At 74.0% G+C, this 4,371-nt stretch carries 6 protein-coding genes; 1 reads left to right on the top strand and 5 read right to left on the bottom strand.

Annotated features, from left to right (window positions below; translation table 11 throughout):
* On the top strand, nt 1–335 hold a 335-nt coding region (locus tag BM385_RS07725; protein WP_139275149.1), incomplete at its 5' end, for a transposase.
* A 62-nt stretch (nt 336–397) separates the two neighbouring features.
* Here the strand turns inward: BM385_RS07725 and BM385_RS07720 are convergent.
* The 5 genes from BM385_RS07720 to BM385_RS07700 form a co-directional block, all read right to left on the bottom strand.
* Nucleotides 398–1,228: a hypothetical protein gene (locus BM385_RS07720; RefSeq protein WP_093842565.1), complete on the bottom strand. Its 831-nt coding sequence runs from the start codon at nt 1,226–1,228 to the stop codon at nt 398–400.
* On the bottom strand, nt 1,225–2,535 hold the full coding sequence (locus BM385_RS07715) for a vWA domain-containing protein (RefSeq protein ID WP_093842564.1): 1,311 nt from the start codon (nt 2,533–2,535) through the stop codon (nt 1,225–1,227). The genes BM385_RS07720 and BM385_RS07715 overlap by 4 nt, the downstream gene beginning before the upstream one ends.
* Nucleotides 2,532–3,590, bottom strand: coding sequence for an AAA family ATPase (locus tag BM385_RS07710; protein WP_019436369.1), 1,059 nt, complete (start codon nt 3,588–3,590; stop codon nt 2,532–2,534). The genes BM385_RS07715 and BM385_RS07710 overlap by 4 nt, the downstream gene beginning before the upstream one ends.
* Before the next feature lie 160 nt (nt 3,591–3,750).
* Complete coding sequence (locus tag BM385_RS07705; RefSeq protein WP_019436368.1) at nt 3,751–3,987, bottom strand: helix-turn-helix domain-containing protein; 237 nt, start codon at nt 3,985–3,987, stop codon at nt 3,751–3,753.
* A 160-nt stretch (nt 3,988–4,147) separates the two neighbouring features.
* Nucleotides 4,148–4,369, bottom strand: a complete 222-nt coding sequence (locus tag BM385_RS07700; protein WP_019435923.1) for an MbtH family protein — start codon at nt 4,367–4,369, stop codon at nt 4,148–4,150.
* Between the last annotated feature and the right edge of the window lie 2 nt (nt 4,370–4,371).

Raw genomic sequence — 4,371 nt, 5'->3', positions numbered from 1 at the left:
TCACCGGCGACCTGTCCGGCTACCGCGACGCCGGCCGCCTCGCCTCCCACGCCGGCCTCGCCCCGGTCCCCCGTGACTCCGGCCGCCGCACCGGCAACTACCACCGGCCCCAGCGCTACAACCGCCGTCTGCGCTGGCTGTTCTACATGTCCGCCCAGACCGCGATGATGCGGCCAGGACCCCCCCGCGACTACTACCTCAAGAAACGCGGCGAAGGACTGGTCCACGCCCAAGCCCTGCTCTCCCTGGCCCGCCGCCGCGTCGACGTACTCTGGGCGATGCTGCGTGACAAGAGACTGTTCACCTCCGCCCCGCCAGCCACGCAGACGGCTTGACACGGTCATTGAGATTCTCCTCATCGAACGGGGGTGGGTGAGGGATTGCGCCCGGTCCCGCGTCAGTCGCCGCCGCCCAGGGCGCGCAGCACCTTGGCCTGTTCGACGTCGGTGCCCTCGGCGCGCAGCGACGCCGCCTCCTGCGCGGTGAAGCCGGCCGCCCGCCAGGGCGCGACCTCGTCCAGCGGAATGCCCGCGCGCCACCAGCCGGCCATCACGGCGAGGGCGGACTCGCCGTCGGCGAGCACCTTCTCCGCCTCGCCGACGGCGAAGCCCAGGGCGAGGAAGATCCGGGCCTCGCCGGGGTCGATACCGCGCCGGGCCCAGGGCAGGGCCTCCTCGCCGGTCCAGCCCGAGGCGACGAAGCCCCGGGCGACCGCGGCCGGGACGCCCTGGTGCAGCAGGGTCTTCATGGCCGCGGCCTGTTCCTCGCCGAGGTTGTCCTTCGCGCTGTCCCGGCGCGGGTTGAGCAGCCGGTAGAGCCAGCTGCGGGGCGTGGGGCTCTCCCCCGCCAGGTGCCGTTCGGCGGCTTCCCGGGCCGAGTAGCCGAGTTCACGCCAGCGGACCGCGTCGCGCGGGGTCATGCCGGCGCTCAGCCAGGTGTCGACGGTGTACGGGGTGGCGCCGGCGGTGCGCCACTGCCGTGCCGCGTCCGGGGCGTAGACGCCGGAGGTGCGCCAGCGCACGGCCTCCTCGACGGCGAAGCCCTCGTCGATCCACCGGCGGGCCTCGGCCAGGGTGAAGCCGTGTTCCGGCCACTGCGGCAGCGGCTCCGGGGCCGGCGCGTACTCCGGCTCCGGGGCGGGCCCCCGCTGGGCCCCTTCCTTGTCGCCGTTCCCGTCCCGGTCCCTGTCGCGGCCGGGTTCGTCGTCGTCGCTGAATGCCACGGTCATGTCGGTCCCTCCTCGGGGATACGGGCGATGGCGGCCCAGTCGGGTGCGTGGCCGTCGTCGCCGATCAGGCAGACGACGACGTGCGGCCGGGGCCGCCGCTCCGGCCAGGGCGTCTGCCCGTCGGTGAGCACCACGACGAGGTCGGGCCGGGGCCGCAGGCCGGCGGCGGCCTCGATCCCGGCCCGCATGTCGGTGCCGCCACCGCCGACGAGCCGGATGTCCTCGGCGCGGCGCACGGTCTGGACCGGGTGCGGGTGCATGTCGCAGCACAGGGCGCGCAGCCGCCGGTTCGGGCCGGCCACGCCGGTGATGATGGCGGTGACCTCGGCGAGCAGCCGGTCGAGTACGGCGTTGGTGACCGAGCCCGAGGTGTCGATGACGAGCACGGTGTCCGGTACCGGGGAGACCAGCGCGGGCGGCACGATGTCGGTGTACGCGCCCGCCCGGCGGGACGGCCTGCGGTGGCTGAAGTCGGTGTTGCCGGCCACCGTGGACAGTCCCCGGCGGATCAGCGCGCCGAGCCGGGCCCGCCAGTTCACGGTGGGCGCCAGGCGCTCGCCGGCCCAGCGCTGCCAGCCGGAGGGCACCTCGCTGCGGGCGCTGATCCGGTCCTGGATGCCGACGGCGATGGAGCGTTCCAGCAGTTCCCTGTCCAGTTCGGACAGTCCCCCGCCGCCACCGGAGTCCTCGTAGGTGCGGGGCCGTCCGTCGGCGGCGCTGCCGCAGTCGATGGCGTCGGCCAGTGCCTTGCCGCCCCTCCCCATCGCGTCGGCCAGCACGTCCAGCATCGGGACGTACTCCTCGGCCATACGGTTGGCGGGCAGCCCCAGGGCCTTCGGGGAGATGACCCCGTCCGGCCCGGGCAGGTCATCGGCCTCCAGGTCGTCGTTGATCTCCGCGTCGGCGGCCTGGTTCCAGCGGTGCGCCCGCTCGTCCCCGGCGAGCCCGGCCGCGTGCGTGCCCCCGCCGTCCTCGGGCCGTACCGGGGAACGGCTCGCGTGCCGGCGGACGAGATGGCCGACGTGGTGCAGCAGCCACCAGCCGATCTCGGGCACCGGGGTGGCCAGCGCCGTCCCGGTCTCCAGGTGGACGTTCCACCGGATGTCGGCGGGGAAGGCGCGGAACTCCGGGTCGGGCAGCGGCGCCCCGGTGGTGTCGTCGAGAGCGGCCTCGATGAGTACCGGGTTGAGCGCGAACACCGCGGAGGCCAGGTACGGGGCGCGGTGGGCGGCCCACAGCCGGGCGGCGGCGAACCGGGCGAGGACCTCGCCCTCCCGCCCCGCCGGCCCTTCGGGGTCGGCGGTCATGTCAGCAGCCCCGCCGCGCGCAGCACGGGCGCCAGCTCCAGCATGGTGGTGGGCAGCTTCGCGCCGCCGGGGCGCTGCCGGGCGAGTGCCCGGGCGGCGCTGGCCGCCACGTCGGGCGCGGTGCGGGCGACGCGGCCGACCACACTCCAGGCCTGCTCCCAGACGGGTGCGCCGCCCTCGGCGGCGACGTGGGCGACGAGCGAGCCGAGCAGTGCGTGCAGCCGGTCGACGCGGTCGGGGAGCGGGGCGTGCGGGTCGTTGAGCAACTGCACCGGATCGGGCAGGTCAAGGTTGCGCAGCCAGGAGAGCAGTTCGAATCCGGCGGCCTCGCCCACGGCGCCCAGGACCAGTTCGGCCAGCACGGCCTCCTCGGCGCCGCTGTGGGCGCAGGCGGCCAGCGCTCGGGCGGCCAGGTCCCAGCTGCGCGGGCTCGGCCAGCCGCGTCCGGCCCGGTCGGGGCTGTCGGGTACGGCGAGCACGAGTTCGGGACGTACGCGCAGGAACGCGCCGACCGTGGCCCGGGATCCGCTGACCGCGGCCTCGGTGGGTGCTTCACCGCGGGCCAGCTCCGGCACGGTGAACCCGGCGGCCATGCCCTCGGCGATGTCGGCGGCCGAGACCTCCCAGTCGAGGTGGATGAGCCGGTTGGCCAGCGGCGCGGACAGATCCCAGCCGTCGGCGGCCTGTTCGGGCGGGTTGGCGGCGGCGACGATACGGATCTCGGGCGGCAGCACCAGGTCTCCGACCGTGCGCTCCAGCACGACGCGCAGCATGGCGGCCTGGACGGCGGGCGGCGCGGTGGTCAGTTCGTCGAGGAACAGCATGCCGGTCCCGGACCGGGCGAGGCGTTCCGCCCAGCGCGGCGGGGCGAACCAGGTGCCGCCGTCGCGGAGTACGGGGAGGCCGGAGAAGTCGCTCGGTTCGCGGATGGATCCGACGACGACTTCCACGGGCATGTCCAGGCTCTCCCCCAGAGCCACCACGGACGAGGTTTTCCCGGTGCCCGGGGCGCCCCAGAGGATGACGGGCAGATTGGCGGCCACGGCGACGGCCACCGCTTGCTGTGTAACGGATTGTGCACCCATGAGGGATTCACCGAATTCCTGTAGCACGGCACCATGTATCCGGATACGCCCAGCTCGCGCACCTCGACCCGGACAGCTTTCACCGGGCTCCGGCGCGAGCGCCGGAGCCGGATTCCGCTGCGAGGCGGGGTCAGTCCTGGTTGCGGAACAGCCCCCGGCCGCCGTACTTCTTGTGGACGGCCTGCTTGCTGATGCCGAGAGCGGCGGCGATGTCGGCCCAGGTACGGCCCTGGGTGCGAGCCCGTCGCACCAGCACCGCCTCCAGCCGCTCCATTTCGCGCCGCATCTCGGCGGCGGCGGCGAGCCCCGCCACGGGGTCCTCGCCCTTGGCCTCCTGTGCCAGCAGCACGAGCTGGTCGATCTCCATGCTTGTCATCCTAGGTTGACAGGGAGAAGCTGTCAACCAAAGATGACAAACCTGCCTTGACCTGCGGGGATGCCGTGATACAGCGTGTCGTGGGCCGGGCCCGGTCCGGCGTGGCGGAACGCCGGACCGGGCCCGGCCCCCGGGGCGGAGCCCCGGGAGATCAGGACGTGGCGGAATCCTCCATCGCCCTCACCAGACTCAGGGGACGCATGTCGGTCCAGTTCTTCTCGATGTAGGCGAGGCACGCCTCACGGGTGTCCTCCGGGTGGGCGGTCTCCCAGCCCTCGGGAACATCCGCGAACGCCGGCCAGAGGGAGTGCTGCCCCTCGTCGTTGACCAGCACCAGGAAGCGGCCCTCGGGGTCGTCGAACGGATTCGTCATGG

Origin of the sequence: Streptomyces harbinensis, assembly GCF_900116145.1 — a bacterium.
GTDB lineage: Bacteria > Actinomycetota > Actinomycetes > Streptomycetales > Streptomycetaceae > Streptomyces > Streptomyces carpaticus.
This window is presented reverse-complemented; position numbering and strand designations above follow the sequence as displayed.

What these genes read in the sequence shown, in the direction of transcription:
- BM385_RS07720 (WP_093842565.1), bottom strand. Translation starts at nt 1,228, where the DNA reads ATGACCGTGGCATTCAGCGACGACGACGAACCCGGCCGCGACAGGGAC.
- BM385_RS07715 (WP_093842564.1), bottom strand. Translation starts at nt 2,535, where the DNA reads ATGACCGCCGACCCCGAAGGGCCGGCGGGGCGGGAGGGCGAGGTCCTC.
- BM385_RS07705 (WP_019436368.1), bottom strand. Translation starts at nt 3,987, where the DNA reads ATGGAGATCGACCAGCTCGTGCTGCTGGCACAGGAGGCCAAGGGCGAG.
- BM385_RS07700 (WP_019435923.1), bottom strand. Translation starts at nt 4,369, where the DNA reads ATGACGAATCCGTTCGACGACCCCGAGGGCCGCTTCCTGGTGCTGGTC.